At 36.9% G+C, this 23,124-nt stretch carries 21 protein-coding genes; 12 read left to right on the forward strand and 9 right to left on the reverse strand.

Annotated elements, in window-relative coordinates:
- Positions 1–5 precede the first annotated feature (5 nt).
- Both AC07WY_RS00080 and trpB read left to right on the forward strand, forming a co-directional pair.
- Positions 6–1,193: a vWA domain-containing protein gene (locus AC07WY_RS00080; protein WP_494735460.1), complete on the forward strand. Its 1,188-nt coding sequence runs from the start codon at positions 6–8 to the stop codon at positions 1,191–1,193.
- A 45-nt stretch (positions 1,194–1,238) separates the two neighbouring features.
- Entirely contained in the window at positions 1,239–2,447 is a 1,209-nt protein-coding gene (gene trpB, locus AC07WY_RS00085) for a tryptophan synthase subunit beta (protein ID WP_494735461.1), read from the forward strand.
- Positions 2,448–2,708: 261 nt separating this feature from the next.
- Here trpB and AC07WY_RS00090 read toward each other — a convergent pair whose 3' ends face one another.
- From AC07WY_RS00090 to AC07WY_RS00100, 3 genes are all read right to left on the reverse strand, one after another.
- A complete protein-coding gene (locus AC07WY_RS00090; protein WP_004822228.1) occupies positions 2,709–3,140 on the reverse strand; it encodes a CBS domain-containing protein in 432 nt (143 codons plus the stop codon).
- A gap of 147 nt (positions 3,141–3,287) precedes the next feature.
- On the reverse strand, positions 3,288–3,665 hold the full coding sequence (locus AC07WY_RS00095) for a DUF2750 domain-containing protein (protein ID WP_004719606.1): 378 nt from the start codon (positions 3,663–3,665) through the stop codon (positions 3,288–3,290).
- A 180-nt stretch (positions 3,666–3,845) separates the two neighbouring features.
- Positions 3,846–4,079, reverse strand: coding sequence for a hypothetical protein (locus AC07WY_RS00100; protein ID WP_004719607.1), 234 nt, complete (start codon positions 4,077–4,079; stop codon positions 3,846–3,848).
- Between the two features lie 222 nt (positions 4,080–4,301).
- Between AC07WY_RS00100 and AC07WY_RS00105 the strand changes: the two genes are divergently transcribed.
- Both AC07WY_RS00105 and AC07WY_RS00110 read left to right on the forward strand, forming a co-directional pair.
- The gene (locus tag AC07WY_RS00105; protein WP_004822225.1) at positions 4,302–4,661 is read left to right on the forward strand and encodes a hypothetical protein; all 360 of its coding nucleotides are present in this window, start codon (positions 4,302–4,304) and stop codon (positions 4,659–4,661) included.
- A gap of 245 nt (positions 4,662–4,906) precedes the next feature.
- Positions 4,907–5,233 carry a hypothetical protein gene (locus AC07WY_RS00110; RefSeq protein ID WP_262086342.1) on the forward strand — a complete coding sequence of 109 codons (327 nt, stop codon included), beginning with the start codon at positions 4,907–4,909 and terminating at the stop codon, positions 5,231–5,233.
- Positions 5,234–5,243: 10 nt separating this feature from the next.
- Here the strand turns inward: AC07WY_RS00110 and AC07WY_RS00115 are convergent, their stop codons facing one another.
- Together AC07WY_RS00115 and AC07WY_RS00120 are read right to left on the reverse strand one after the other, a co-directional pair.
- The gene (locus tag AC07WY_RS00115) at positions 5,244–6,854 is read right to left on the reverse strand and encodes a M16 family metallopeptidase (protein ID WP_494735462.1); all 1,611 of its coding nucleotides are present in this window, start codon (positions 6,852–6,854) and stop codon (positions 5,244–5,246) included.
- 13 nt (positions 6,855–6,867) lie between these two features.
- Positions 6,868–8,262, reverse strand: coding sequence for a M16 family metallopeptidase (locus tag AC07WY_RS00120; RefSeq protein WP_262086340.1), 1,395 nt, complete (start codon positions 8,260–8,262; stop codon positions 6,868–6,870).
- Between the two features lie 176 nt (positions 8,263–8,438).
- Between AC07WY_RS00120 and ftsY the strand changes: the two genes are divergently transcribed.
- The 5 genes from ftsY (at position 8,439) to AC07WY_RS00145 (ending at position 15,051) form a co-directional block, all read left to right on the forward strand.
- Positions 8,439–9,545: a signal recognition particle-docking protein FtsY gene (gene ftsY / locus AC07WY_RS00125; protein ID WP_262086339.1), complete on the forward strand. Its 1,107-nt coding sequence runs from the start codon at positions 8,439–8,441 to the stop codon at positions 9,543–9,545.
- 475 nt (positions 9,546–10,020) lie between these two features.
- Complete coding sequence (locus tag AC07WY_RS00130) at positions 10,021–10,614, forward strand: nitroreductase family protein (RefSeq protein ID WP_004719619.1); 594 nt, start codon at positions 10,021–10,023, stop codon at positions 10,612–10,614.
- A 638-nt stretch (positions 10,615–11,252) separates the two neighbouring features.
- Complete coding sequence (locus tag AC07WY_RS00135; RefSeq protein ID WP_004822212.1) at positions 11,253–13,415, forward strand: malate synthase G; 2,163 nt, start codon at positions 11,253–11,255, stop codon at positions 13,413–13,415.
- 190 nt (positions 13,416–13,605) lie between these two features.
- A complete protein-coding gene (locus AC07WY_RS00140; RefSeq protein ID WP_004719624.1) occupies positions 13,606–14,226 on the forward strand; it encodes a 2OG-Fe(II) oxygenase in 621 nt (206 codons plus the stop codon).
- A gap of 153 nt (positions 14,227–14,379) precedes the next feature.
- Entirely contained in the window at positions 14,380–15,051 is a 672-nt protein-coding gene (locus AC07WY_RS00145; RefSeq protein WP_494735463.1) for an SOS response-associated peptidase, read from the forward strand.
- Between the two features lie 3 nt (positions 15,052–15,054).
- On the opposite strand, the gene AC07WY_RS00150 is transcribed toward AC07WY_RS00145, so the two are convergent.
- Complete coding sequence (locus AC07WY_RS00150; protein WP_262086336.1) at positions 15,055–15,519, reverse strand: MarR family winged helix-turn-helix transcriptional regulator; 465 nt, start codon at positions 15,517–15,519, stop codon at positions 15,055–15,057.
- A 956-nt stretch (positions 15,520–16,475) separates the two neighbouring features.
- Between AC07WY_RS00150 and AC07WY_RS00155 the strand changes: the two genes are divergently transcribed.
- Entirely contained in the window at positions 16,476–18,017 is a 1,542-nt protein-coding gene (locus AC07WY_RS00155; protein WP_262086335.1) for a TerC family protein, read from the forward strand.
- 137 nt (positions 18,018–18,154) lie between these two features.
- Here AC07WY_RS00155 and AC07WY_RS00160 read toward each other — a convergent pair whose 3' ends face one another.
- Complete coding sequence (locus AC07WY_RS00160) at positions 18,155–19,012, reverse strand: alpha/beta hydrolase family protein (RefSeq protein WP_494735464.1); 858 nt, start codon at positions 19,010–19,012, stop codon at positions 18,155–18,157.
- A 126-nt stretch (positions 19,013–19,138) separates the two neighbouring features.
- Here AC07WY_RS00160 and AC07WY_RS00165 point away from each other — a divergent pair, with 126 nt between their 5' ends.
- A complete protein-coding gene (locus AC07WY_RS00165) occupies positions 19,139–19,597 on the forward strand; it encodes a hypothetical protein (RefSeq protein WP_262086333.1) in 459 nt (152 codons plus the stop codon).
- 53 nt (positions 19,598–19,650) lie between these two features.
- Here AC07WY_RS00165 and AC07WY_RS00170 read toward each other — a convergent pair whose 3' ends face one another.
- Both AC07WY_RS00170 and brnQ read right to left on the reverse strand, forming a co-directional pair.
- Positions 19,651–19,887: a hypothetical protein gene (locus tag AC07WY_RS00170; protein ID WP_004719635.1), complete on the reverse strand. Its 237-nt coding sequence runs from the start codon at positions 19,885–19,887 to the stop codon at positions 19,651–19,653.
- A 644-nt stretch (positions 19,888–20,531) separates the two neighbouring features.
- Positions 20,532–21,824, reverse strand: a complete 1,293-nt coding sequence (gene brnQ / locus AC07WY_RS00175; protein ID WP_262086332.1) for a branched-chain amino acid transport system II carrier protein — start codon at positions 21,822–21,824, stop codon at positions 20,532–20,534.
- A gap of 326 nt (positions 21,825–22,150) precedes the next feature.
- On the opposite strand from brnQ, the gene map reads away from it, so the two are divergent.
- Positions 22,151–22,945: a type I methionyl aminopeptidase gene (gene map, locus AC07WY_RS00180; protein WP_004822201.1), complete on the forward strand. Its 795-nt coding sequence runs from the start codon at positions 22,151–22,153 to the stop codon at positions 22,943–22,945.
- The last annotated feature ends 179 nt before the right edge of the window (positions 22,946–23,124 follow it).

The raw sequence follows: 23,124 nt of genomic DNA on the forward strand, positions 1-23,124 counted from the left end.
GCAACATGTTTGTGCGATTATTTTATACCCTCAGGAAATATGGTGTTCCAGTTTCAACACGAGAACTCATTGATCTCAACCAAGCAATTAGTGAAGGCTTGGTTTTTGCCGATCAAGATGATTTTTATCAATTAGTAAAGACAGTCATGGTCAAAGATGAACGCTTCTTTGACAAATTTGACCGTGCCATGAAAGATTATTTTGAAGGTATTCATACTTTTGATATCGATGATCTGCTCAGCAAAGTTCAAAAACTTCCCAAAGACTGGTTTGATTTAGAGTTACTTGAAAAACATCTCACACCTGAACAACGTGCTGAATTGCTGAAAGCAGGTTCGCTTGAAGAACTGATGAAGATGTTGGAAGAGCGCTTGCGTGAACAACACAAAAAACATCAAGGCGGCAACCGTATGGTCGGCTCAGGTGGAACTTCACCGTTTGGTGCTTTTGGTGATCATCCTGAAGGCGTGAGAATTGGTGGTCCGAGCCGTAAAAATTCAGCAGTAAAAGTTTGGGAACAGCGTAAGTATCAAAATTTGGATGATGAACAAATTTTAGGTACTCGACAAATGCAAATGGCTTTACGTCGTTTACGTAAGTTTGCTCGTCAAGGCGCTGCAGAAGAATTAGACATTAACAGTACCATTTATGAAACTGCCAAACAGGGCATTTTAGATGTACAAATGGTGCCTGAACGGCGTAATCGTATTAAAGTTTTGATGTTGTTTGATGTGGGGGGGTCAATGGATTCACACATTGCACAATGTGAAAAATTGTTTAGTGCGGCAAAAACTGAATTTAAAACCTTAGAGTATTTCTATTTCCATAACTGTCTATATGACTATGTATGGAAAGATAATCATCGTCGTTCGTCTACCCGAATGAATACATGGGATTTATTTAATACCTATGGTAAAGACTATCGTGTAATTGTGGTAGGTGATGCAAGTATGGCACCTTATGAGCTGAAATCGGTCGGTGGTTCTGTCGAATATATGAATGATGAAGCTGGGGATGTATGGTTACGTCGCTTACGCAATCATTTTGAAAAAACAGCATGGTTAAATCCAGAAGAGCAAGGTTATTGGCATTACACGCAAACCATCGCATTAATTAAACAATTATTTGACGATCATATGTTTCCAATGACCCTGAAAGGCATTGAGGATATGACGAAATATTTATCACGGTAAATTAGAGTCTGTTGATATTGGCTGATTTATTAAATAGGGAAAGAAATGGATCATCAAATAAATGGTATTGCATTACCAAATGAACACGGCTTTTTTGGTGAATATGGTGGTCAATTTATTCCACCTCATTTAAAAGAAGCAATGGATGAAATCAATATTGCATATGAAGAAATTCGTAAAACGCCTGAATTTCAAAATGAATTGGCTGATTTATTTGCCAACTATGTAGGTCGCCCTAGTCCTTTATTTCATGCAAGACGCCTTTCTGATCAATTGGGTGGCGCACAAATCTATTTAAAGCGTGAAGATTTAAATCATACAGGTGCACATAAAATTAACCATTGTTTGGGCGAAGCTTTGCTTGCCAAATATATGGGAAAAACCAAAGTAATCGCAGAAACAGGTGCTGGTCAACATGGCGTTGCACTTGCAACCGCTTGTGCTTTGGTTGGCATTCCATGTGAAATTCATATGGGGCAGGTGGATATTGAAAAAGAGCATCCCAATGTTGTGAAAATGAAGATTTTGGGTGCAAAACTGGTTTCAGTCACTCAAGGTACTGCAACACTGAAAGATGCTGTAGATAGTGCATTTGAAGAATATTTAAAAGACCCTAAAAACTTTATTTATGCGATTGGTTCTGTGGTTGGACCGCATCCTTTCCCAAAAATGGTACGTGATTTCCAATCTATTATCGGCAATGAAATTAAAGTTCAAACCCAAGATCGCTTTGGCGCACAACCCGATTATGTGGTTGCGTGTGTAGGCGGTGGCTCAAATGCAATTGGCGCATTCACAGCATTTTTAAATGATGCAGAGGTTAAACTGGTTGGTGTGGAACCTGCAGGTCATGGTCTGGATACTCAACAGCATTCAGCAACATTGACTTTAGGAAAGCCAAGTCAGATTCATGGTATGGCTTGTTATGTACTAGAAGATGAACAGGGTGCACCATTGCCTGTGCACTCGATTGCATCTGGTTTGGATTATCCGGGTGTAGGCCCTCAACATAGCTTTTTAAAAGATTTAGGCCGTGTGGAATATTCTACATCAACTGATCAAGAGTGTTTAGATGCGTTTATGACCCTTTCACGCGTAGAAGGGATTGTTCCTGCATTGGAAAGTTCTCATGCTGTGGCGTGGGCAATTCGTGAAGCGCCTAAATTAGCGAAAGAAATCAAAATTGTTGTAAACCTTTCTGGGCGTGGTGATAAAGATGCCGACTATGTTGCTGAAAAGTTAAATCTAAACTGATAAAAAATTGATTTGATCTAAAAACCTAGCTTTGGCTAGGTTTTTTATTATTTCGTTAAATTTGAAATTCAGTCTTGGATTTCGTTTAATGAGCTCAATTGTTTATCCCCGTGATAAATGAAGACATACAACTCAAAGCTGGTGGTTATTTCTATTATCTAGAAATTTAAAAAAAAGGTTTTACATACAAGCTGAGCTGCCAATTTTCTGTACACAATAAAAAAACCCTCCACATGGAGGGTTATATTTTTATAATGTCACTTAACCTGAAATATATTGTCTTAACTGTTCAATCAATTTTCGTTGATCTTCCATGGTGGCTTTGACTAAATCACCAATAGACACAAATCCAACCAGCGTTTCACCTTCAATCACAGGTAAATGGCGTAAGTGTCCGTCAGTCATTAAATTTAAACATTCTTCAACTGTATGGCCACGTGTCACAGAAATCACTCTAGACGTCATAATTTCAGCGACCGTTGTATGGTCAGAGGTACGCTGCATAAGCGCAATTTTACGCGTATAGTCGCGTTCTGAGAGGATTCCGACGACCTTTGTATCTTGAGTGACAACCACAGCACCAATACCTTTGTTTGCCATAAGTGTAATGGCTTCTAATACTGTGGCAGAGGGTGAAATCGTATAAATTTCACGACCAATCTTATCTTGGATTACTTGTGCTACTGTCGTCATAATTATTCTTCCTTTTCTAGGGTGCTTACTAATCTGCACACCTTTAACTTAACTGTATTTTTTAACTTTGCAAATACTTTGCAGTCATAAAAATATAAAGTTTATTTTTTACAACAATTTTAAACCACTAAAAATATATCTTCGCCTTTAAGCTGGTTGAAATTGAACATGACTATGGAAAAAGAAATGTTCCATTTGAGAGGTTGAGAGTTTAAATTTCCGAGATGAGGAATTAAACAATGCAGGCATGATATTGAGTCGTGTTAATGTAGGTAACAGTGATTCTCTAAAATCTTTAGGTGTTATTCTGCGAGGGGTGTAGTGAGGCCAATGAATCTTTGCATACTGATGGGCTTGAACAGCGTTTAGCCAAAAAGGAAAATAAACTTCATTTGAACCAGACTTCATTGCCCAGCCATCGTGGTAAAGTCCCCAAAGTACACCACAATACATGAGTGATTTTAAAATAGAAATTTTAATAAACAATTCATTCGAAATGGGTTGAAGATGAATATACTTTTTCATAATTAACAATCTTATTTAGTACATTGCCTATTGTAGTTGAAAATCTTATAAGAACTGTTGGTGCTTTATGCTCAATCGTAAGCATTTATTAAAACAATAAAAAATGTATTGAAAGCGTAATGATTTATTAAAAAATAAAAAAGATAGGGGTTAAAAAAACGCCACCTAGGTGACGTTTTATTATGCTTGCATGGTTGCCATCTTTTGCCAATATTGGGCTTTTAGAGAATCACGTTCAACGCGGAAACCTTGGTAGTAAAGTTCTGCAAGAAACATTGCTGCTTTACCATGACCCGCTTTCGCCGCATCTTCTAATGCTTTTACCGCTTCTACAAAGTTCATTTCACACTGGATTGTATTTACAGCATCTGCATAAACATGTTCTAAGTCTTGGTGAGAGATTTGATGAATCATATATAACTCCTTATTGTAATTATGATCTTTTAACATAGCTCCCCAACGGAGCTTATACTTAACTAATCTAACTTAACTTTATTAAACTAATATTACAATTAGCCTTGGTTGTCAAGCGATTTGAAATCTATGCTTGACGAAGATAAGATTACATGATTAAACATTAATCAGAAATAATATTTATTAAAATCAATATGAGAATTAAGACAAAGGGAGAGCAAAATGACAAACACTATAGATGGCTTTATTTTTGATGTACCCGCTGCTGAGTCTCAGATCGTAGAATTAGCTCAGTATCACCGTAAACAACTGGATGAGGCAATTTATCATCAAGAAATCCATCTTGGGGATTATTGTTTAGCCCAGCGTAAACGCGTGTACGATTATACCCGAAACTTAAATCCAGTGCAAAAAGCGGGCTTTTATCGAATCTATGATGGTGAATTAAGGCGTCTTGCTGATGATGATGATTTGCATCCTGCACATGCAGAGGGGGGAGTGAGTATCTTTGCTGTCAGTATTGCATTGGCAATAATCGCGATTATTTTATATTTCGCATTCTTACGTGCAACGATCCTTTAATTGGCACGATATAGAAATGATTCACGCATTATTTAACTTGGCTCAAGCCCTTTTCTTGAATAAGAGAAGAGGGCTTTAAATTTCATATCGACAGGCGATGATATCTATGGGGAGAATATTTAAGCGCTGTCGTTCTCGCAATTTTGATCTTAAAGATCATCTTACAACCGATCTTCAGCTGTCTTGAAGAAAGGCCTATATTTTTATGGTCAGGATGATAAACTATCTGTAATTAGAGGTAGTTCATGCAAAAATTCAAAGATTATTTTCAAAAATTATTCTATTCATTTCCTGTGGAAAAAATCTTGAATTCTTTTGTTGTTGTGATCATCGCACTGATGATTTTTCTTGCAACATTGGCTTTAACACGGCCAATTAATCCAGATCAATACAAATATGTGATGCAATATTCACAACAAGCCGCCAATCCCAAGACGCAAAAAATTGCCAATCAATTGCGCCACCAAGATCGTATTTATGTGGTTGAATATTTACGCCTACTACGTGCCTATCATTTTGAAAATCAACAAGTAAAACGATATCCTGCGGTAGATAGTAAAGACCCGCAATAATTGATAATACTCATTTGGCTGGTTCCGCTTGCGGGCGAATTGTTTTTTGAATGATCAAAGTTGGGACATCTGGCATGGCTTGCGTATCCACTTGTTTGTTTTGATTTGTACTGGATTGATCTGGGTTGGCTAAATCCGCACTTAACATGTCTTTTAATGCAGTTTGATCCAATGTTGGTGCAACAACAACCAAAGTGAGACGATCCGCACGAAGATGTTTTTGAATGGCTTTTTGAACTTGTTTGGTGGTGACTTGGCTCAATTGCTTTTGATATTGGGTCAAATAATCCGCAGGAAGTTGATAAAAACCAATCGATGCGATTTGGGCATTGATATTGGCATTGGAACTAAAGGTCATTGGAAATGAACGTAACATGCCTTCTTTGGTTTCTTCGAGCTGTTTTCTTTGGATTGGATTTTTTACAAAATCACGTAAGGCTTGATGTGCAACTTTGATACTGTCCATCAATTGATTTTGTTCAGTGGAATAACTCAAACTAAAAAAACCCTGAGCCAATGTGGAGGTCAAATTACTATAGGCTCCATAGGTATAACCCCGTTTAACCCGAAGTTCTTTCATTAAAATGGAATTAAATCCGCTTCCACCAAACATTTGATTGGCAACTTCTAATGCAACACGATCAGGATCGCTGCGCTGAATAGCCAAGTGCCCCATCATCACATTGGCTTGTGTTGAGTTAAATGGAATGTAATGGATATTAAAATCACTTTGATCTTGTGGTTCAGGAAGTGTTTGTGCAGCTTCACCTTGGGTTATATTTTGACTGATTAAATTGGCCAGTTGGGTTGCATCGGCTGCAGTTAAATTACCTGTAATCGCAATATTCATATTTTGGGCAACAAGCAGTTTTTGTCGATAAGCCCTAAGTAGTTCTGGGGTAATTTTTTTAAGGCTCCCATTGGTCCCTACAGTGGGTTCGGCATAAGGATGTTGTCCATATAACGCACGATAAAAGCGAATATTCATAATTCGACTTGGATTTTCTTGGATTTGCTTTTGCCCAACCTTGGTATTATTTAGCACAAGATTTAAACCCGATGGATTAAATTGTGCATGATTCAGCACATGCAACATGGTATTGATGGCAGGGTTTAATTTTTCAGGATCTGACAAGACCCGAAGTCGGATCACAAACATATCACGGTACGCGGTAACGCTAAATTGAGCGCCTAATCCTTCAAATGTAGACGCGATTTCTTTTGCTGTATATTGATCTGTACCTTCAGTGATCAGTTTGGCTGCCATATTTGCCATACCATACAAACCTTTTCCTAGAGCTTCATCCTGTGACGAACCTGCATTAAAGGTGAGTTGAATATCGACAATAGGCAGGTCGGTGGCTGAAACAAACAGTGTTCTGACTTTTTGGTTGTTGGAGAGGTCTTGAACAAAGGGTGCTTGGTACTGTTGATGTTTATCTAAATTTTTTAAGCTCTGTAAGGTCGAATTTGCTTTAAGTGCTGAATCATCTATAACCGCATCCGTTTCATCATGATTGTCTAATTCAACCTCCGCATGGTTAAGGGGGGAGTAGAGTAAGCTGATGCACACAAATAGGGGTATTTTTATCGAATAGGTCGAGAATGGATTAAAATTCATGAGAGATCCTTTTTTATTCTTTTGTACTTTCAGGCATTAAATACAAACTACTCAGATTGGCTTTGACAAAATAAATATTGGCAATTCGTTGTAAATCTTGTGGTGTCACTTTGTCATAATGTTTGGGTAATTCATCCATTAAACGAAAACTTAGGCCGTTTACTTCTAAATTCCCAATCATATTGGCTTGTCCACCAATATCATCCTGACTATAGATTAAATTTGAAACGAAGTTGTTTTTGACACGATCGAGTTCAGTTTGATTGACCAATTCTGTTTTAAATAAATTCATCTCTTTTTCAATCGCTTTTTGTGCCTCATCCAGAGAAACATCATCACTTGGGATCGCGGAGATCATAAATAAACTGTCACCGCGATTATAGGGGTCATAACTGACACTGATTGCGGTCAGCACTTTTTTATCCCGAATCAGACGGTCTTGTAAGCGTGCGGAGATTCCGCCATCCAGTAAGGATTGGATAATGGTTAGTGCGTAAGCATCTTGTGGGTTTTTTGCTGTGGCAATGGATTTAACATTCCAAGCCATAAACAAGTTGGGGACTTGTACTGGCAACTGCACTTCCATGTGCCGATACCCCATTCGATCAAACTCTAAAACATCATTACGATCAGGAAGTTCTTTTTTTGGAATTGCCGCAAAATATTTTTCAACCTGTTTAAGTGCCTGTTCTGCATTGACATCTCCCACAATGACCAAAGTCGCATTATTGGGCGTGTACCATGTTTGATACCAATGTTTAAGATCATCCAGACGAATATTCTGTAGGTTTTTCATAAAGCCAATCACTGGTTGACGATGGTGACTGGTTGGATAGGCGATCCATTTAAAACGTTCGTAGGCTAGATTTCGTGGGTTATCATCTGTCCGTTGTCGTCTTTCCTCCATAACCACTTTGATTTCAGGATCAAAATCTTGTTGTTTGAGGACCAGATTCGTCATACGGTCTGCTTCAAGTTCCAATGCCAATGGAAAATACTTCTTAGGGTAAAGCTGATAATAGTTGGTGTAATTTGTATATGTGGCAGCGTTGGTGCGGCCACCATAAATTCGACTCAAACGAGCAAACTCATCATCAGGAACTTTTTTGGTTCCTTTAAACATCATATGTTCAAGCACATGCGAAATACCAAGTACATTACCTGACTCATCACTACTCCCCACGCCGTACCAGATTTGGGTCATAACAATTGGTGAACGATGATCTTCACGGATAATCACTTTTAAACCATTTTTTAGTGTGGTTTCAAAGGTGGTCCTAGAGAGTTGGCTTTGAGGTGCTGCCTGAAGTTGCGTATTTACCGTGTTAAAAGATAAAAATAAAAGTGGCGCAAGGATAACTTTGGATTGTCTAAGAAGATTTAAGAATTTAGATTTCAGAATATACACAGATAACCCAAAAATTTATTTCAAATTTAGAACTATTCTTAAAAAATTAATGATTTAAAGCAAGGCTGGAATGTTGCATTTTGGTTTGCTTGTTTTATCGCTGCTTTAACGCTAAAAATGATGCAATCTATGCTAAACTCATTCTTTTTTAACGCTATGCTTTTCAAGGAATCGGCATGCAAGAACAGCAAAATAAATTCTTGATTGATGCGGATATCGGGGATGACGATGTCACATTACCTAGTTTACCAGCCGTCAATGTGCCTATTATTGAAAATAATGTAGAAACACCTAAAACGGAACCTGTTCAAACTGAGAGCCAAGACGAACAGATTGAATCGGCAGATGAAAAATCTAAAGGTGGCTTTTTTAGCCGCATGAAAGAAGGTTTGACCAAATCGCGTAAAAGCCTTGCCGATGGTATGGTCAATATCCTGATTGGTGGTAAAGAAATTGATGATGAGTTGCTCGAAGAAGTAGAAGAGCAACTTTTGGTTGCTGATATCGGGGTAGAGGCGACTAAAACCATTATTGCGAATTTGACTGAGCGTACAGAACGTGGTGATTTGATTTACTCACATTCATTGTATAAAGCGCTACAAGAAGAGCTGGTTGCTTTACTTGCACCTCGGGTAAAACCATTGCATATCGATCCCAATAAAAATCCATTTGTGATTTTGGTGGTGGGTGTAAATGGTGTGGGTAAAACCACCACGATTGGTAAATTAGCCAAACGTTTACAAGGTGAAGGCAAGAAAGTCATGCTTGCGGCAGGAGATACCTTCCGTGCAGCGGCAACTGAGCAACTTCAAATCTGGGGTGAACGTAACAATATTGCTGTCGTGGCTCAAGGCCATGGTGCAGATAGTGCTTCAGTCATTTTTGATGCCTTTGAAAGTGCACGTGCCAAAGGTGTGGACGTTTTAATTGCTGATACAGCAGGGCGTTTGCATAATAAAAGTAACTTGATGTCTGAGTTGACTAAAGTAAAACGTGTGATGCAAAAAATTGATGCAACTGCGCCACATGAAGTGATGTTGGTGGTGGATGCTGGTACTGGTCAAAACGCGATTAACCAAGTTGAAATGTTTGACGAAGCTGTAGGCTTAACAGGTTTAACCATTACCAAATTAGACGGAACAGCAAAGGGTGGTGTGTTGTTTAATATTGCCAGTCGTACCCATGTACCAATTCGATATATTGGTGTGGGTGAGAAGATTGATGATTTACGTCCATTCTCTGCAAAATCATTTGTCGCTGCACTGTTTGAAACAGATAAATAATTTAGAAAACTATTTATTTTAAATGAGACTCCGCTTTATGCGGAGTTTTTATTTTCTAAGATTGGGGTTGATGGTGGTATGTTATTGAAAGAAGGCATCATAAGAATGCCATCAAGTTGTACTTTAATGCGATGTCTAGAATCATCTGTTCAGATTTGCAATATTTTTACCACAAAACAAGCAATGAAAAGTATATAGGATATTTGCCATATTCTTATCATTGAAAAGCTCAAGGCAATAGGCTGAGTTTAATGGTAAATTTTAATTAAATTGTTTGATTAATAAATACTTTAATTACAATTCAAAAAGGGGACCACATAAAACACGATAGCATTTTAAAATGCCCGATTTCACATATTGTTCTAAATATAGAACACATTGTTATGTATATAAGCATGACGAAACTAAGAATGATGCAATACACTCAAACCATGTTAAATAACACGACCCATTTGGTCATAGAAGGATTAACACCATGTCATTTTTAAATCAAATCAAACAACGCCGTACAATTTATGCAATTGGTAGAGATTTAAGCTTAGACCAAGCGAAAATTGAAGAAATCATCAAAGATGCAATCAAGCATAGCCCATCTTCATTTAACTCACAGTCTTCTCGTGCTGTGATTTTATTTGGTGATTCACATGTTAAATTCTGGACAATCGTTTTAGAAACTTTACGTAAAATCGTTCCAGCTGAAGCATTTGAAGGAACTTCGGGTAAAATTAACAGCTTTATCGCTGGTGCTGGTTCAGTGTTGTTTTATGAAGATTTAAGCGTGATCAAAGCTCTACAAGAACAATTCCCATTATATGCTGATAATTTCCCAGTATGGTCTGAGCATTCAACTGGTATTGCACAATTTGCAACTTGGACTGCATTGGCTGAAGCGGGTATTGGTGCATCTTTACAACATTATAATCCAATCGTGGATGAAGAAGTGGCAGCAACATTTGATGTACCTGCTGACTGGAAACTTCGCGCACAATTAGTATTTGGTTCAATCGAAGCACCAGCGGGCGAAAAAACATTTATTGATGATGCAACACGTTTTAAAACTTTTAACTAAGTGAAGCATTTCGTTTTAAGCTAAGGTCTATTGCTTATTTAGCTTAGACCTTGCGATTCCAGAAACCTGTTTAGAATGAAAATTTTAAACAGGTTTTTTATGTGCAGCACGTTATCTCTACTTGTCGCCAGATAATAGATCGACGCTGTAAAATTAAATAATCTAAAAAAGTATAAGTGGTTTAAAAAAATTATGCGATTCCACCTTGTTGCTAAAGATTCCAATCATCTAAATTGAAACAATAAGATGAGATTTGAACAAACAGAAAAAATATAAGTGAGTCGAACAATTCTTTACACAGAATTATGGATTGGTTTTATCGACATTTAGCGCTATTCATGGCTTAATCTTTGCTCAAGGAATAAAAGTGTATAAAAAAATGGGAAAATTAGGGTTGATTCAGCACTTTGGTCTAATTTAGACATTTTAAAAAATTTATACACTGTTAAAAAGCGATTTAAGTTGATGATTTAGTTGATGGTGTTGCTGTATTTTTGATCATTATTTTTTAAGTTAATGTAGCTATTTTTTTTAATTAAAATGATCACTATTTAGCAATGTGATAGTACTATTCAGCATGGTTTAAATCGGTATACTAGAAACTCTTGTTATAAAAAGTAGCAATATCAGGAAAGACAATGACTGCACGTATTCAAAAAGGCAAGTTAGCGATTGCTAAAGAACTTTACGATTTCATCGAAAATGAAGCACTACCAGGTTCTGGTTTAGATAGTGAAACATACTGGAAAAACTTTGAGCAAGTTGTTGTCGATCTTAGCCCTAAGAATAAGGCGCTTTTAGCGAAGCGTGATGAGATTCAGGCTAAAATTGATGAATGGCACCGCAACAATAAATTTGAACTCCAAGCTTATAAAGCTTTCCTAAAAGAAATTGGCTACTTATTACCAGAAGTAGAAGATTTTCAAATCAGTACAGAAAATGTAGATGAAGAAATCGCATTATTGGCTGGTTCGCAGTTGGTAGTACCTGTGCGTAATGCACGTTATTGCTTAAATGCGGCAAATGCACGTTGGGGTTCTTTATACGATGCGCTTTACGGTTTTGACGTGATCTCTGAAGAAGGTGGCGCGGAAAAAGGTAAAGGCTATAACCCTGTTCGTGGCGATAAAGTTATCGCATTTGCTAAGAATTTCTTAAATGAAACATTCCCATTGGCAAATGGTTCACATGCAGATGCAACAAAATATGCTGTTGAAGGCAAAAAACTTGTTGTAAGCCTTAAAGATGGTTCAACCTCGACTTTGGCGAAAGAATCACAATTTGTCGGCTTTAATGGCGAAGAATCTGCACCTGTTGAAATTGTACTTTTAAATAACGGCTTACACGTTGTTATTGAAATTGATGCAAATAGCCCAGTGGGTAAAACTGATGCGGCGGGTGTTAAAGATCTTGTTTTAGAAGCTGCTGTTACTACGATTCAAGATTTGGAAGATTCGATTGCTGCTGTAGATGCAGAAGAGAAAGTAGAAGGCTACCGTAACTGGTTAGGTCTAATGAAAGGTACGCTTGAAGAATCAATTGAGAAGAACGGTAAAACCGTGACGCGTACATTGAATAAAGATCGTACACATAAGAACTTGATCGGTGGTGAAACAACACTTCATGGTCGTTCATTGATGCTTCTTCGTAACGTTGGCCATTTAATGACGAACCCTGCGATCCTTGTAGATGGTGCTGAAATCTACGAAGGTATTATGGATGCTTTAATTACACCATTATTGACTTTTGCAGACATCAAAGGCCAAAACGAAAACAAAAACTCTCGTAAAGGGTCAATGTATATCGTTAAGCCAAAAATGCATGGTCCTGAAGAAGTTGCATTCGCTGTTGAATTGTTTGAACGTTCTGAACAAGCACTTGGCTTACCAGCGAAAACGTTGAAAATCGGGATTATGGATGAAGAACGCCGTACATCTGTAAACTTGAAAAACTGTATTGCACAGGCGAAAGACCGTACTATTTTCATCAATACTGGTTTCATGGACCGTACAGGTGATGAAATTCATACCTTTATGGAAGCAGGTCCTTTCGTTCGTAAAGGTGAAGTGAAAAGCCAAATTTGGTTCCCAGCTTATGAAAACCGTAATGTGATGGTCGGTCTACAAGCAGGTTTACGTGGTAAAGCACAGATTGGTAAAGGCATGTGGCCTAAACCTGACATGCTTTTAGACATGTATAAAACCAAAATTGAACATCCAGAAGCAGGTGCAAGCTGTGCATGGGTTCCTTCACCATCAGGTGCTGTGATTCACGCGATTCATTATCATCAATGTAATGTTTCAGCACGCCAACAAGAGTTATTGAAAACTGAAGCGCTTCCGTTAGATGACTTGTTGACACCGCCTTTAGCCACAGATACAAACTGGACTGAAGAAGAGAAGACCAAAGAGCTTGAAAATAACCTTCAAGGTATCTTGGGTTATGTTGTTCGTTGGGTTGATTTAGGTGTGGGGTGTTCTAAAGTGCCAGACATTAACAATGTCGGTTTAATGGAAGATCGCGCGACTTTACGTATTTCTTCTCAGCACGTTGCGAACTGGTTACGTCATGGTATTGTGACTAAAGCGCAAGTTGAAGAAGTTATGCAGCGTATGGCGAAAATTGTTGATGAACAAAATGCCAATGACTCTGAATATAGCAACATGGCACCTGGTTTTGACGGTTATGCATACAAAGCTGCTTATGATTTAGTATTCAAAGGTGGCGAACAGCCGTCTGGTTATACTGAGCCATTATTGCATGCGTATCGCTTAAAGTTAAAAGGCTATACAGGTGATTAATTTTATCGTCTAATTTATCCTATTAACTTATCAATAAAGCCTCTTCGGAGGCTTTATTATTTTTATGGTTTATTTTAAATGTTGCTTTGCTTTCATATATAAAATTTGTAGACGTGACTTTGAGTTTTCAGCCAATAAGATAAAATCTCTGATACAATTTAACGGAATTAATCATTAAGCTGAATTATAAATGACATCAATTCTGAAATTAGATGCGCTGAAAAATGCTGAAGTTGCGAGTACGCCTTATCCGTATTTCGTAGTTGAAAATGCTTTGGCTGATAGTGAAGTCCAGGCGGTAATCCAAGACTTTCCTAAAATTGAACAGGGCGGAAGCTTTAACATCGAAGATGTAGAAATTAAGCCTAATTTTGATCGATTTCTAAAATCATTGGATACACCAGAATTTCGTCAAATTTTAACAGATAAATTTGATGTGAATGTGATGGAACATCCGATGATGATTACTTTACGTGGTTATTCTCGTCAAAAAGATGGGCGGATTCACAGTGATTCAAAAAGCAAATTGTTGACGGTTTTGATCTATTTAAATGAATCTTGGGATGCGCCGAATGGACGTTTACGCATTCTTAATGATGATAAAGACATCAATAACTATGTCACTGAAATTAATGCAGGTCCGGGTTCACTGGTTGCATTTAAAGTAACTGACAATGGTTGGCATGGCTATATTCCTTATGAGGGGCAACGTCAATCTATTCAAATTAATTTTTTGACCAGCGAAAAAGCCAATGCAAAACATAAGTTTTTCCATGGCTTAAGTGCCAAAGTGAAAAAGATTTTTGGATAAAAGCTAAGTGAAGAGGGTAAACTTCGGTTTATCCCCAATTGAAATTGTGAGCTGTCTCAAGTTTTTATCAATGTCTCATCAATGGATAGTGCAATAGATAAATTCAACAATTATAAATCAATATTTTAAATCAATATTTTAAATCTTATTATTATGTGTGCCAATTTTAAACCGATCAGCTTATTACAACTTCAGCAGCTTGGCTTACCTGCGATTCCTTTCCTTTATGAAGAAGAAATATTTCCAAGCTTTCAAACGCCGTTGTTATTTAAATCCGATCAAGGGCTTGAGTGGCGTTTAGTCAACTTTGGTTTAGTGCCAAAATGGGCTGAGGATAAAGATGCCGCAAAACATACTTATAATGCAAGAAATGAAACCCTGATGGAAAAACGCAGTTTTGTCGAGGCTTTTAGCAAGTGCCAATTTGGTGTGATCCCCGTAACAGAATTTTATGAATCCAAATATATCAACGGTCGACCACAACGGTGGGGTGTACGGCGTAAAGATGGTCAGGCTTTTTATATTGCTGCACTGTATGAGATTACCCGATTAAAAACCGGTGAAGTTGTTCGTTCAGCCACCATGATTAGTATGGACGCCCACCTTCATCCGATGATGAGTGAGTTTCATGAACCTCGAACGGATAAACGTTCGGTGGTGGTCATTCCACATCACCGACTTGATGAATGGTTGGGTTTACAGCAACCCAATATTTTGAGTTTTATTGAGGGGTTCCCTGTGGCTGAGTTTGAGTGTTTTTATTGCCCCAAAAGATCGAATAACAAAAACTCGCCACAGTTGAACATCTTTGATGAAGAATCTTAACAATTAATGTGCAAGATTCTTAAAGATGATTTTTAAATTTTCCATGGTTTTTTCAATTTGTAGTGGTGTTAAACCGTCAAATGACTGTTCAAGTACAACACTCATTAAATCATTAATTTTATGGGTCATTTGTTGCCCAGATTCGGTTAAATGTACCCGTGTGATACGTGCATCATGTCCACAAGAATAGGTTTCGACAAATCCTTCCTCTTTAAGTCGATACACAATTTTGGTCGTCGTTGACATTTTTGAAACGATCATTTCTGAAAGCTCTGAGACACTTGCATCTGGTTTTGCTTCTAACGCGACCAATAATCGACGTCTCGAGTTGTCTACCCCATACTTTTTAAGTACGTGATCTAAATTTAAAACATACTGCGAATGAACTTGAGTGATCCAGTAGTATGGGAAATTTTCGATGTTAAAATTTTCAGCAGTAGGTAAAAATTTTGCATATTTTTTAGTCATTTAGAGGTCCCTGTTTTTTGTAATTATTGCCATATATTAAGCGCTAATCATATTTTACTTTGAATACTTGAATCAATATGTGATAGTTCACTTAATGAAAAAAACAATTAAAATTGACGAAATGTAAATTTTTCTTGAAGTAAACTTAAGCTAAAGTATCAAGTAAAAGCATTGTATAACTGTCTCTGTTTAGGTAAAAAAGTAGAAATACTTTGCGTAAATTTAGTCGCTTCTTCATGCAATATGGAATGAAGAAAAATCCATACTCTAATTTTGCTGTTGAAGACAAGGTCTCAAAAGCAACGCTAGAAGTTGATTTTTATTAAATGTCCTTGTGTCATAGTGGTTGATCCTATGTATTTCGGCTTACTCAACTATAAAATTACCAAGAAAATGATATTAAAAGCAAGCTTATTTGTTAAAAAAATTAACATCTGATGTTATTTTAACTGAAAAATGAAAGAAATCAACTTGGCTTAACTGTAATTAATTCATGTTGATTGGGTCATAATGTGAATAAATCTAAGTATTTCTTCTCTAAATACCTGTATATCCGATTGAAAATCATTCATTAAATTAAAGCGATTTATACCTTTAGAAGGTAAGTAGCATTTAATAACTATAGTTATACACAATTTATATTGAAAAAATCCAATGACATTTTTGTTAGATTGGGTGAAAATTAAATTGAATAAGATGAATCGGCATCTATAAAGCATTAAATTCGCATTGTGAGGAGAGTGATTACACAGAATTCACTTGTATCACTAAGTTACCCATAAGAAAAATCTTAAATAAATGTAAAATTTTTGTGAAAAATAATTACAACTGCAAGATATTGTGCATAATTAAGCTAATTTAGTTGAAAAGGTTTCATTCATGGATCCGTCGTCGTGTAGGTCAAATTTATTTTTCTCCGCTTTATATATTGATAATAATAAGCAGGAGCTCTAATAATGGAATTTTTATTAGACCCTGGGATTTGGGTTGGTCTTTTAACCCTGATTGTTTTAGAAATTGTACTGGGTATCGATAATCTGGTCTTTATCGCCATTCTTGCAGATAAACTTCCTCCAGAACAACGAGACAAAGCACGTATTATTGGCTTATCTTTAGCCTTAATTATGCGTTTAGGCTTGCTGTCTATTATTTCGTGGTTGGTCACATTAACCAAGCCTTTAATCACCTTTGGTGGGTTGTCTTTCTCAGGTCGAGACTTAATCTTATTATTCGGTGGACTGTTCCTCGTCTATAAAGCTGTTACTGAGCTACATGAAAAAATGGAAGGCAAACCTGAGGTTAAAAGTTCAGGTGCAGTTGTTTATGCAAGCTTCTGGGCGGTTGTGGCGCAAATTATCGTTTTAGATGCTGTATTTTCACTTGATTCAGTGATTACCGCGATCGGTATGGTCGACAATATCTACGTGATGATGGCTGCTGTAACGATTGCTGTGGTTGTGATGTTGATTGCGTCTAAGCCGTTAACTGCTTTTGTCAATAAGCATCCGACTGTCGTGATTCTATGTTTAAGTTTCCTATTGTTGATTGGTGTGAGCTTAATCGCGGAAGGTTTTGGTTTCCATATTCCGAAAGGCTATATCTATTCGGGTATTGGTGTAGCAATTTTAATTGAAGCCTTTAACCAGTTTTCCAGCCGTAATGTTGAAAAGCATCAGTCGAAAACGCCACTGCGTCATCGTACCGCAGATTCAATTTTAAAATTGATGGGAAGCAAGCTGGATGCAGATTTATTACAAAGCCCTGAAGCTTTAGCCGCTCAAAAAGCCTTTGGTGATGAAGAACGCTATATGGTTGGTGGCGTACTGACCCTTGCTGAACGTTCAGTTGCCTCAATTATGACACCAAGAAATCAAATTTCGTGGATCGATCTTGAAGATGATGCGGAGAGTATTCGTCAGCAAATCTTGGCTGTACCACATAGTTTATTCCCAGTATGTCGTGGACAATTGGATAAAGTGGTTACAGTTGTCCGTGCTAAAGAGTTAATTGATGTGCTGGATGAACCAGAGCAATTACAAGCTTTACTTAAACGTAGTCGTCCAATTTTTATTTTTGAAAAAATGAAAGTAATTGACGCGATTCATACTTTAAGAACATCTAAGGGTTCTTTGGTCTTGGTGAGTAATGAATTTGGCAATATCCAAGGTTTGATTTCTCCATTGGATGTGTTTGAGGCAATTGCAGGTGAGTTCCCTGATGCAGATGAACAGCTAGAGTTGATCAAATTGAATGATACAACGTGGAAGGCGTCAGGCATGCTGGACTTGTATCAGCTTGAGTTGGAACTTGGTATGTTGGATCTGGTTCAAGAAGACTCAGGTTACTTTAGCGTAGCAGGTTTGATTTTAGACAAGACTCAAGGCGAAGCAAAAGTAGGCACTCAGATTGAACAAGAGGGCATTTGGTTTGAAGTCATCGAAATGGATGAAAATCGGATCAAGACGGTAAAAATTACCCGTCCAGAACAATTTTCGTAACTGTTTTATGATTAAACCGCAAGCAGATATTGCAGATATAAAAACTAAGTAGAAAAATGCCTCATTGATGAGGCATTTTTTTTGAATAAAAAGAGCACTTAGATAGGATTACTTATCTAAGTACTTAAAACTAAAAATTAATTAAAAATATTTTGTGTCATCGTTGGCCATAAATTTTGGTGTGATTTCTTAAACATCAGCATATGACCAATGACTTTATGACCTGTATCTTTCGGTTTAAGCTCTATCATTTCTGTGGTGGCTTTGGGATACAAGCGAAGTAAGTCTTTGACATTGGCTTCAGTGGCGATCTCATCATCCGATGACCAATACACCGTAATTGGGCATTGAATTTCGTTGTGATAGTCCTCGAAAATCGTTTTACCTATAGCGTTCATCACATAACCAGGTTTACTGCAAAATTCAGCCCATTGTTTTGCAACATTTTTGGGTAAATTTTCTCCCATGCCTAAAAACTTGGTTGCGCCATAGCCTTTGACTAAGCTCGAAACAGGGAAGATCATCTTAAACATGACAGGCGCCATATGTTTGGTTTGCCCTTTAAGTCCTTTGACATGTCCTGTAGAACCTGAAATTGCAATCACTTGTGCCACTTTCTTGTAGTTAGAAACAATGCCTAATAATTGTCCGCCAGCACTATGACCTAAAAGTATAACTTGTTGTTTTCCTGTCTTATTCAGCAAAGTTTCAATGGCCGCAGGAATATCCAGTTGCCCCCAGTCTTGGATACTTGCTTTGGATTGACGAAGAGGACCGTGTAAGGACTCACCTATACCATGGAAATCGAAGACCAGAACATCTGAACCTTGTTGAGCAAGCCACTCTATAAAATGATGATAAAAACCTTGGGTAATCCCTGTTGCAGGGCAAACTAAAATAGGCAATCGATGGGTTGATTGTTTTGCCGGATAAAAACGTGCAGTTAAGCTATAGCTATCTGCACAAGTTATGGTTAAATTTTCAAATGTATTCATAACAATTCAATGAGTATGCTTTGATGATTACTTTACATAAGTTCCAAAAAGAAACTTGATCAAAGTATGACTTATGAGTCAAAGCTAATCTAAATATTTTAAGCTGTTGGAATTAGGGTGTTTTAAATGGACTTTGTGGGTTTAGGTTTGTCAGTAAAGTTAGCTTTAATATTCAGCGGGATTTATCTATGGGTAGGTATGCTGACAGGGGTGTGGAAATATTACCAAATTAGTCGATCAGAAATGGCCCGAGCGCATTATTATGTCGATATCGCACATCGCAGTAGCTTGCTTTATGCTCCAGCCACTTTGATTTTGGCGGTAATGGCCTATTGTTCAAGCTGGACAGAAACAACAAATTTGATATTTGTCTTGATCAATTTATTCTTTTTTAGCTTTTCAATCGCCAGTTATGTTTTGCATGGTTTTTTAAAAGATACGACCAATCAATTCAAACAACCACACCAATTAGGAACCATGCAATTACCGAAAATATTGTTACGTATAGCAATGCTGTTATTGGTACTCGGGGAGATTATTGCGACTGGAGGATTATTATTAGGAATGTTTAATACTTTGTTTTAATACTTAAATTTTTATAATTTTCTTATTTAAGATGGATGCATGGCATCCATCTTTTATTCTGTAATCTTCGCGAGTTTACGAGATTTATGGTCGACTACATCCCAAACATAGAAGGCAGCAGAAACGACTAATGCATAGGCAAAAAATTCAGGTTTTAAATTGCCTTGAATGAGTCCATGAATAAACAGAGTCACTAAAAGTGCAAGTGTTGTACTTAGATAGATGACCAGTTTTGTATTTGTCTTCAAAGAATTAATGAAGACTTGCTTATTGAAATGTATTGATAACATCCCCATTCCTCCTGTCTGCTCGACAAAAACCACATTGTTTTAGTCTGGATTGGTTTATTCAGTTGTACCACATCTAATTATTATTTCAAGAGCAAATACCTCTATTATTCAAAATAATTATGACATATTTATTACAAATGATGATTATTTTATAAAAAATGAAAATATGAGTGATTTTTTATATAAATGATGTAATTGTTGTGGAGTTAGTGTGAGCCAGTTATCAAAATAAAATACAATAATTGAATAGGTCTTGAAAGCACTTTCGACTAAAGTTGATGAAAAATTATGCAATATTTATGCAAAAATCGAAAAAATTGACTATTTTTTTAAATAATTCGATCTTGGTACGGAGAACGGTTCATTCATGTAAAAAATGCGACAACGCGACTGAATTTATCTGTGCTAAATAAAAATTGAGTTTTAGTATTTTTAAGCCAAATGATTTTATACATAGCGAAAAACTTGATTCGATCTATTCAGGTGCATAGATCACATGTTTGAAGCACTAAGGTGGATCAAAGGACGCTTTAAAAATTGTGTCGCAAACAATAACGGCCTGTGGGGTAAACATGACAATTATTGATCACTGTTAAAATAAGATTTGGGTAAAATCAAATTTTAAGGATGATAATTAAAAAGCTTTATTTTTTAATTTTATCAATTACGACACAGATGATTAACACGATCAATGATGGGATCACCCATGCAAGATTCTGTTCATTTAACGGTAAGTTTTGAATCATTAAAGGTAAGCTGTCTTTAAAGCTTGTGACTTTAATTCCTTCAATAAGACCAAATAGAAATGCAACACCAGTAACAGGTGCGATAACCGTGGTTGGGTTATTGAATTTGCCCCAAAAGAAGCTTAATAGAATGACCACAATTGCGGGTGGGTAAATTGCACTGAGTACTGGGACTGAAAAAGCAATCAGTTTGGTTAAACCTAGATTTGAAATCACCAATGAAAATAATACCAAAATAATTACTAAAACTTTATATGGGATTTTCGTGAGTTCAGAGAAGTATTCAGCACATGCACAGGTTAAGCCAATCGCGGTAACCATACATGCAATAAAAATCAAACCTGTCAGGAATAAAGAACCTAAGTCACCAAAAGCATGTTGAACATAAGCATGCAGGATCACTGCGCCATTTTCAGCATTTGGAGCAGCATCATGACTGCCTAAACCAAGTTTAAATAAGCTGAGATAAACTAGCGTTAAACCTACACCAGAAATCAAACTTGCAATAATGGCATATTTGGTTACGAGCTTTTTATCTGTGACACCACGAGAGTGGATGGCATGAATAATCACAATACCGAAAACCAAAGCGCCTAAAGTGTCCATGGTCAAATAACCATTTACAAAACCTTCAGAAACTGGGCTGGTAGCGTAATTGTTGATCGCAGGAGAAATTGAACCAGTCGGGATCAGAAATGCTGCAATACCTAAAATTGCCAGTGCAATAATTTTTAGCGGCGCAAGAATATGACCCACTGTATCCAATAATTTATTTGGATAAAGAGAAACTAAAGTTACAAATGCAAAATAGATAACACTATAAATAAATAATGATGTACCACCATTTCCAAAGTATGAGGAAAAACCAATTTCATAAGAAACAGTTGCAGTACGAGGTGTAGCAAATAATGGCCCAACCGAGAGATAACACACTACGGTCAGTATTAAACTTGCGACTTTACCTAAAGGCGAGCTTAAAAGCGCAATAGAACCTTCAGTTTTAGAAAGTGCCATAATGGTAATAACAGGTAAGCCTACAGCTGTGACTAGAAAACCTAGCGCTGCGAGCCATACATGTTCACCGGCTTGTTGAGCAACAATGGGTGGAAAAATAATATTGCCTGCCCCAATAAATAAGGCAAAGGTCATAAAGCCTAAAGCAATAATATCCTTTGTACGGAGATTAGTCATAAACTGTGGTTGAAAAAGCAAAACAGCGATTTTAGTAGAAATAGCTTATTTTTTGTATTTTATTTTATGGATAATATTCCCGTTTTTTATAAATTTTAACCAATTAGTCATATTGATTATATTTATGTGGATGATTCACAGTTAATTTTCAAAAATCAAAATTTTCAAAAAAAATAGAATAGATAAAATCATCATATGGAAAGATTATACTCATTCTAAAATTTATGTGCTTGATTTTGCATTTTTATTGAATAAGATAGGCGGTAAATTGCCCTAAATGTATTGAAAAGGCATATAATATTTTTTCACTTTTGCGGACAAATCCAATGAAAGCTTCTACCGTCACCATTAAAACCGAACAAGACCTTGAAAAATTAAGAGTGTCAGGGCGTTTAGCTGCTCAAGTTTTAGCAATGATTGGTGAATATGTGAAGCCAGGGGTGACGACTGAGTATTTAGATGATATTTGCAATGATTTTATTGTCAATACGCTAAAAGTGATCCCTGCAAATATTGGATATTATGGTTATACCAAAACCACCTGTATTTCTCCAAATGAAGTGGTCTGTCACGGTATCCCATCAAAACACAAAGTTTTAAATGATGGCGATATTATCAATATCGATGTTGCAATTATCAAAGATGGTTATTTTGGTGATACCAGTCGTATGTACTATGTGGGTACAGTTAAACCTGAAGCGAAAAGACTGGTTGAAACGACTTATGAGGCAATGGTGGCTGGGATTCATATGGTCAAACCCGGTGCAACACTCGGGGATATTGGTCATGCAATCCAACAAGTTGGGCAACGTGAAGGTTATACGATCGTTCGTGAATATTGTGGTCATGGGATTGGTAAGATTTATCATGAGCAACCTAACGTATTACATTATGGTCAACCCGGACAGGGCTTAGTGCTTAAAAAGGGTATGGTTTTTACCATTGAACCAATGATTAATGCGGGGAAATCCAGTGTTAAAGAGCTGAAAGATGGCTGGACTGTGGTTACTGCGGATAAGTCATTGTCAGCACAATGGGAACATATGGTTGCTGTCACAGATACAGGATTTGAATTGCTTACACCCTGGCCTGAAGGCACTGGCAACTACCCTGAGATTTAATCTTTAGACTTTGGTCTAATGAATGAATTATGCTCAGCGATTTATTGTTTTTTTATCTTTGAAAATGAGATTTTTCTCACTTTATTTGCTGGAAATGTGGATCTTTTAGGGGGTATTTTCGTTTAAGAAATATCCAATAAGTGTTTTTAAGTATTGGTTTAAATATTAACCAATCGCTA

Source organism: Acinetobacter sp. GW821-FHT01C12 (assembly GCF_059422625.1).

Bases quoted from the DNA above. Each gene is read 5' to 3' on its own strand.
- AC07WY_RS00080 (WP_494735460.1), top strand. From the start codon at position 6: ATGTTTGTGCGATTATTTTATACCCTCAGGAAATATGGTGTTCCAGTT.
- trpB (WP_494735461.1), top strand. From the start codon at position 1,239: ATGGATCATCAAATAAATGGTATTGCATTACCAAATGAACACGGCTTT.
- AC07WY_RS00090 (WP_004822228.1), bottom strand. From the start codon at position 3,140: ATGACGACAGTAGCACAAGTAATCCAAGATAAGATTGGTCGTGAAATT.
- AC07WY_RS00095 (WP_004719606.1), bottom strand. From the start codon at position 3,665: ATGAAAAAGTATATTCATCTTCAACCCATTTCGAATGAATTGTTTATT.
- AC07WY_RS00100 (WP_004719607.1), bottom strand. From the start codon at position 4,079: ATGATTCATCAAATCTCTCACCAAGACTTAGAACATGTTTATGCAGAT.
- AC07WY_RS00105 (WP_004822225.1), top strand. From the start codon at position 4,302: ATGACAAACACTATAGATGGCTTTATTTTTGATGTACCCGCTGCTGAG.
- AC07WY_RS00110 (WP_262086342.1), top strand. From the start codon at position 4,907: ATGCAAAAATTCAAAGATTATTTTCAAAAATTATTCTATTCATTTCCT.
- AC07WY_RS00115 (WP_494735462.1), bottom strand. From the start codon at position 6,854: ATGAATTTTAATCCATTCTCGACCTATTCGATAAAAATACCCCTATTT.
- ftsY (WP_262086339.1), top strand. From the start codon at position 8,439: ATGCAAGAACAGCAAAATAAATTCTTGATTGATGCGGATATCGGGGAT.
- AC07WY_RS00130 (WP_004719619.1), top strand. From the start codon at position 10,021: ATGTCATTTTTAAATCAAATCAAACAACGCCGTACAATTTATGCAATT.
- AC07WY_RS00135 (WP_004822212.1), top strand. From the start codon at position 11,253: ATGACTGCACGTATTCAAAAAGGCAAGTTAGCGATTGCTAAAGAACTT.
- AC07WY_RS00140 (WP_004719624.1), top strand. From the start codon at position 13,606: ATGACATCAATTCTGAAATTAGATGCGCTGAAAAATGCTGAAGTTGCG.
- AC07WY_RS00145 (WP_494735463.1), top strand. From the start codon at position 14,380: ATGTGTGCCAATTTTAAACCGATCAGCTTATTACAACTTCAGCAGCTT.
- AC07WY_RS00150 (WP_262086336.1), bottom strand. From the start codon at position 15,519: ATGACTAAAAAATATGCAAAATTTTTACCTACTGCTGAAAATTTTAAC.
- AC07WY_RS00155 (WP_262086335.1), top strand. From the start codon at position 16,476: ATGGAATTTTTATTAGACCCTGGGATTTGGGTTGGTCTTTTAACCCTG.
- AC07WY_RS00160 (WP_494735464.1), bottom strand. From the start codon at position 19,012: ATGAATACATTTGAAAATTTAACCATAACTTGTGCAGATAGCTATAGC.
- AC07WY_RS00165 (WP_262086333.1), top strand. From the start codon at position 19,139: ATGGACTTTGTGGGTTTAGGTTTGTCAGTAAAGTTAGCTTTAATATTC.
- AC07WY_RS00170 (WP_004719635.1), bottom strand. From the start codon at position 19,887: ATGTTATCAATACATTTCAATAAGCAAGTCTTCATTAATTCTTTGAAG.
- brnQ (WP_262086332.1), bottom strand. From the start codon at position 21,824: ATGACTAATCTCCGTACAAAGGATATTATTGCTTTAGGCTTTATGACC.
- map (WP_004822201.1), top strand. From the start codon at position 22,151: ATGAAAGCTTCTACCGTCACCATTAAAACCGAACAAGACCTTGAAAAA.